The sequence below is a fragment of the Streptomyces sp. NPDC000880 genome (assembly GCF_053599675.1).
The window spans coordinates 1-3765 of record NZ_JBSFMS010000230.1 but is presented as its reverse complement, the minus strand read 5'-3'; the positions used below and the strand labels follow the sequence as shown (position 1 = coordinate 3765).

General features: G+C 69.7%; 5 protein-coding genes and 1 pseudogene. 5 read left to right on the top strand and 1 reads right to left on the bottom strand.

Translation table 11 applies throughout. The features are described 5' to 3' along the window. The 5 genes and pseudogenes from ACWDO5_RS35470 to ACWDO5_RS35450 all read left to right on the top strand — a co-directional run. Nucleotides 1–94 (top strand): annotated as a pseudogene (locus tag ACWDO5_RS35470) (cobaltochelatase subunit CobN); the annotation flags it as partial. Between the two features lie 16 nt (nucleotides 95–110). Continuing rightward, the gene (locus ACWDO5_RS35465) at nucleotides 111–1412 is read left to right on the top strand and encodes a hypothetical protein (RefSeq protein WP_450534644.1); all 1302 of its coding nucleotides are present in this window, start codon (nucleotides 111–113) and stop codon (nucleotides 1410–1412) included. Nucleotides 1413–1475: 63 nt separating this feature from the next. Next, nucleotides 1476–2471: a hypothetical protein gene (locus ACWDO5_RS35460; RefSeq protein WP_450534643.1), complete on the top strand. Its 996-nt coding sequence runs from the start codon at nucleotides 1476–1478 to the stop codon at nucleotides 2469–2471. 30 nt (nucleotides 2472–2501) lie between these two features. After that, complete coding sequence (locus tag ACWDO5_RS35455; protein WP_450534642.1) at nucleotides 2502–2729, top strand: type II toxin -antitoxin system TacA 1-like antitoxin; 228 nt, start codon at nucleotides 2502–2504, stop codon at nucleotides 2727–2729. Between the two features lie 391 nt (nucleotides 2730–3120). After that, complete coding sequence (locus ACWDO5_RS35450) at nucleotides 3121–3369, top strand: SCO4226 family nickel-binding protein (protein ID WP_450534641.1); 249 nt, start codon at nucleotides 3121–3123, stop codon at nucleotides 3367–3369. Between the two features lie 186 nt (nucleotides 3370–3555). Here the strand turns inward: ACWDO5_RS35450 and ACWDO5_RS35445 are convergent. Further along, nucleotides 3556–3765 (bottom strand): phosphatidate cytidylyltransferase (locus tag ACWDO5_RS35445; protein ID WP_450534640.1); only part of this gene is annotated, 210 nt, incomplete at its 5' end.

Genomic DNA, 3765 nt, shown 5'->3' with positions numbered 1-3765 from the left:
CGATCTGGTCGACGCCGACGACTACTTCCAGTACCACGGCGGGATGGTCGCCATGGTGCGGCATCTGACGGGTGAGTCGCCCGAGGCGTATGTGGCCGCACATCCGCAAAGTGGTGCCCCGGGCCGGGCTCCCGGGCCAGTGCGACACCGTCCAGTACAAGATCCCCGACCCGTACGGCAACGACTTCGTGGCCGCGTACGGTTTCTCTGCACCCGCCAACGACGAGGCAGCCATGCAGGGAATCCACATGCCGCACCTGCTGCTCATCGTCGACGAGGCCGGCGGTATCGCCCCGATGATCGGCCACGGCACGAACAACCTGCTGACCGGCGGGCACGCTGCGATGCTCGCCATCGGCAACCCCGCCATGGACGATCCCGCCTCCTGGTTCGAGGAGCTGTGCAACGAGGGTGACGACGTGGAGGAGCCGACCACCATCACCCTGCCAATCTCTTCGCTCGACTCCCCGGCAATCACGGGGGAGCGGGTGCCGTACTGCAACGACTGCCCGGCAGGCGTCGAACGGCACACACTGGCCGAGCACATGCCAGACCAGGACTGGGTTGACCGCACCATCCGGTCATACGGGCCTGATCACCCGTACGTCATCGCCAAGGTGTACGCCAAGTTCCCCAAGGGCGGCGGAGGCCTCACCATCCCGCCGACCTGGGTCGAGGACGCACAGTCCTACGAGGACCCGACCGGGCCCGGCTGGCACCGCCTGTGCGACCTCGGCCTGGACGGCGAGACCGCCACCCACACCGTCCGCGAAGGGGCGTGGATCCGATTGGGCGTCGACGTCGCCGCGGACGGAGGCGACGAGTTCACGATCTACCGGTCCATCGGGGACGTTGTGGGATTCCGGCACGCCTCCGCGGGCGCCGCCAACGACAACCAGGTGACCGTCGCGGAGAAAATCCTCGAGGAGATCCACACGGCGCAGCGCCTGGCCGACGCCCTCGGCTCCAAGCACCCTGTCCGCGTCAAGGTCGACAAGAACGGCATCGGCCACGGCGCCGTCTCCATGCTGCAACGCTGGTTCGACAGCGGCCGACACAGAGCGCAGATCGTCGGCGTCATGGTCTCCGAGTCGCCCACCCAGGACGACCCGGGAGCCGTCATGCGGCCGTGGCGCAAGCGTGACGAAATGTGGCTGGCGACCAGAAGCCTCCTGCAGCCCGACCCGTCCACCGGCCGCGGCCGCATCCGGCTCCACGTCGACAAGCGCGCCGCGGCACAGCTCTCCACACCCAAGCTGCTGTCCAACACCGGGGGTTACACGCAGATCGAGTCAAAGAAGGCGATGACCGCCCGGGGTTTGAAGTCACCCGACCGGGCGGAAGCGATCCTCCTCGCGCTGTACGAGCCGGAGCCGCTGGTCCAGCCGCGACGCCGTGGCCTGCTGAACTAGCTGAGGCGCAGCAAAGCGGCCTTGGAGGCGGCACACTCTAGGGCTATGAGTACGCCCGCCCGCATGACCAGCGCAGGCGCCGACCGCCCGACGCGCGCGGTCGCGCTCACCACCGTGCCCAGACCCGCCCCGGCCGTCGACGAGCTGGAACGGGTCCTCGACGTGTTCCGCACGGTCAACCAGAAGCACAAGGACGTCGTCTCCGACGCCCGCCTGCAGCAGCTCGAATGGGTCGCCTCCGAGCTCGCCATTGCGCTGCCCCTCGGCCTCACCGAGACAGCCGGCGACACCCTCGCCGAGCTCCTCGCACCCGAGGCCGTACACGCGTACCTCCTCCTCGGCCGCGGTGGGTTGCTGCGCACCATGCCGACCGTCGACACCGACCCCACCAGCGTCGACGCCTCCGAACGCATCCGGATCTACTGCCTCGAGGCGTTCGCCCGGCAGGCGAAGGTGCCCTTCGAGTCACCCGTCATGCCCCCCATGACGCTGCGCCCGACGGTCTCCCCACGCTTCCGTGACCTCATCTCGCAGCACCTGCAGCGCGAGGCCGGCAAGTGGCACGCCGCGGACCGGCCGGACGTCATCGTGCGCGGCCTGGCGATGTGGGGCGTCATGTGCGACACCCTGCCCCGGCTCGGCGAGCTGGAGTCCATGCGGCTGCCCGACCTGACGCTCACCGAGGACACCCGGACCCTCACCGTGATCCGTCAACCCCAGGGCGGGCTGCGCGGCAAGATGCCCGAACCCGAGACGGTGTCCCTGTCCGTGGACACCGCTCTCCTCCTGGCGGACTGGCTGCCGCGCCGCGAGGCCCTCCTCGACCGGCTCGAGGGCGGCATCCCCAACCACCTGTGGCTGTCCACCCCGCCCAACCCGGACGCCGGACTCCCCATCAAGCGCCGCGGCATCAGCAAGTGGTACCTCAAGGTCGCCAACGCCGTGCAGCGCGACCAAGACGCCGACGGCGTCCCCGCGAGCGACCTCGTACCGACCCGGTGGGAGACGATGCGCCGCACGCTCCTCGCCGAGCGCCAGGCCCTCGAAACCGCCGCCTGACCGCCCCAGCCCGCAGGTACGCTCCCCGCCATGGAACGCGCCGCGTACGACCAGGCCCTCCCGCTGCACCTCGAGCCCCACGAGCACGCCCAGGTGCAGCGCGCTGCCGCGGCGGCCGGGCAGTCCGTCGAGGACTTCGTGAAGGCCGCGGTCCTCGAGGCCGCCGCGGACCCGTTCCTCGCCGCCCTCGAGCATGCCGCGGACGTCATCGCCGCCCGCATCCGCGGCGACGTCGTCCAGCACGACTACGCCGCCTGAGTCCCTGCTCAGTTCGGGCTGTCGGGCTGGTCCGCGGGAGAAGGCGGAATGCTGGTGGGCCGCTGGCAGGCAGGGCACAGTTGGTGGCGGCCCTCGCAGGTGACGACAGTGCCCCACCGCGGCATACAGCGTTGCCAGTTCTCTCGACATTTTCGGGCTCTGTGATCGCTAAGTGCTACCCAAAACCGTCTGGCAGCGCGGGGCCGCGGGACCGCTGCCGATGGCGGCGGGGAGATGCCCCACGCGCCACCGCGCACCAAGTGACCGCTCGGGCTGACCTCTCGGGCTTGACCGCCCCGGGTGACGGACCGGTGACGCGTCGTCGCTCATGAGGTGGGCTTTCGATGCTGGGTGCAGCATGGAAGTACCGGCGATCAGGAGGTGCGTGATCATGGGCGAGTTCATGGACGTTCACCACGGGATGAAGGGGATCACGGACGAGCAACTGCGGGACGCGCACCGCGCGGACCTGGCCATCGAGGCCGAGGAACGGGTGCAATTCAAGCAGGCCTGGGCAGACCCTCAGTCCGGCGAGGTCTACTGCCTGTCGGAGGCGCCGTCGGCGGAGGCGGTGCAGCGCATTCACGAGCGCGCCGGCCACCCGGCGGACGAGATCCACCCGGTGCCGCTCACGGCCTGACACCGTGCCCGGCGCGGAGATGCGCGCACAGTTCCGCACGCGGGCTCCATGAGCCATGCGGTGCATTTTGGCCCATGGCGGCCAGTAACTGAGGTGTGCCGTTCCGGCGACGCCGCCTGAGGCGGTACGTGGAAGGGCCCGATACCGACGGGGGAGGCGGTACCGGGCCCTTGATCACTCTAGCGGCTACTTCGTGTTGCCCTGTTCGCGTAGCCGCTGTAGCTCCTCCTTGGCCGTACGCGCCCGGTCCTCGGCCGCGCGCAGCTTCTCCTTCACCCCGTCGAGCTCGTTGCGCAGCTCGTCCAGCCGGTCCATGATGCCGCCATGACCTGGGAGCAGCGTGCCCATGTCCTTGATGCCCAGGTCCCGCTTGATCATCGACTCGCCCAGGTCGCC

Coding starts and splice junctions, on each gene's coding strand:
- ACWDO5_RS35460 (WP_450534643.1), top strand. CDS start 1,476: ATGACCAGCGCAGGCGCCGACCGCCCGACGCGCGCGGTCGCGCTCACC.
- ACWDO5_RS35455 (WP_450534642.1), top strand. CDS start 2,502: ATGGAACGCGCCGCGTACGACCAGGCCCTCCCGCTGCACCTCGAGCCC.
- ACWDO5_RS35450 (WP_450534641.1), top strand. CDS start 3,121: ATGGGCGAGTTCATGGACGTTCACCACGGGATGAAGGGGATCACGGAC.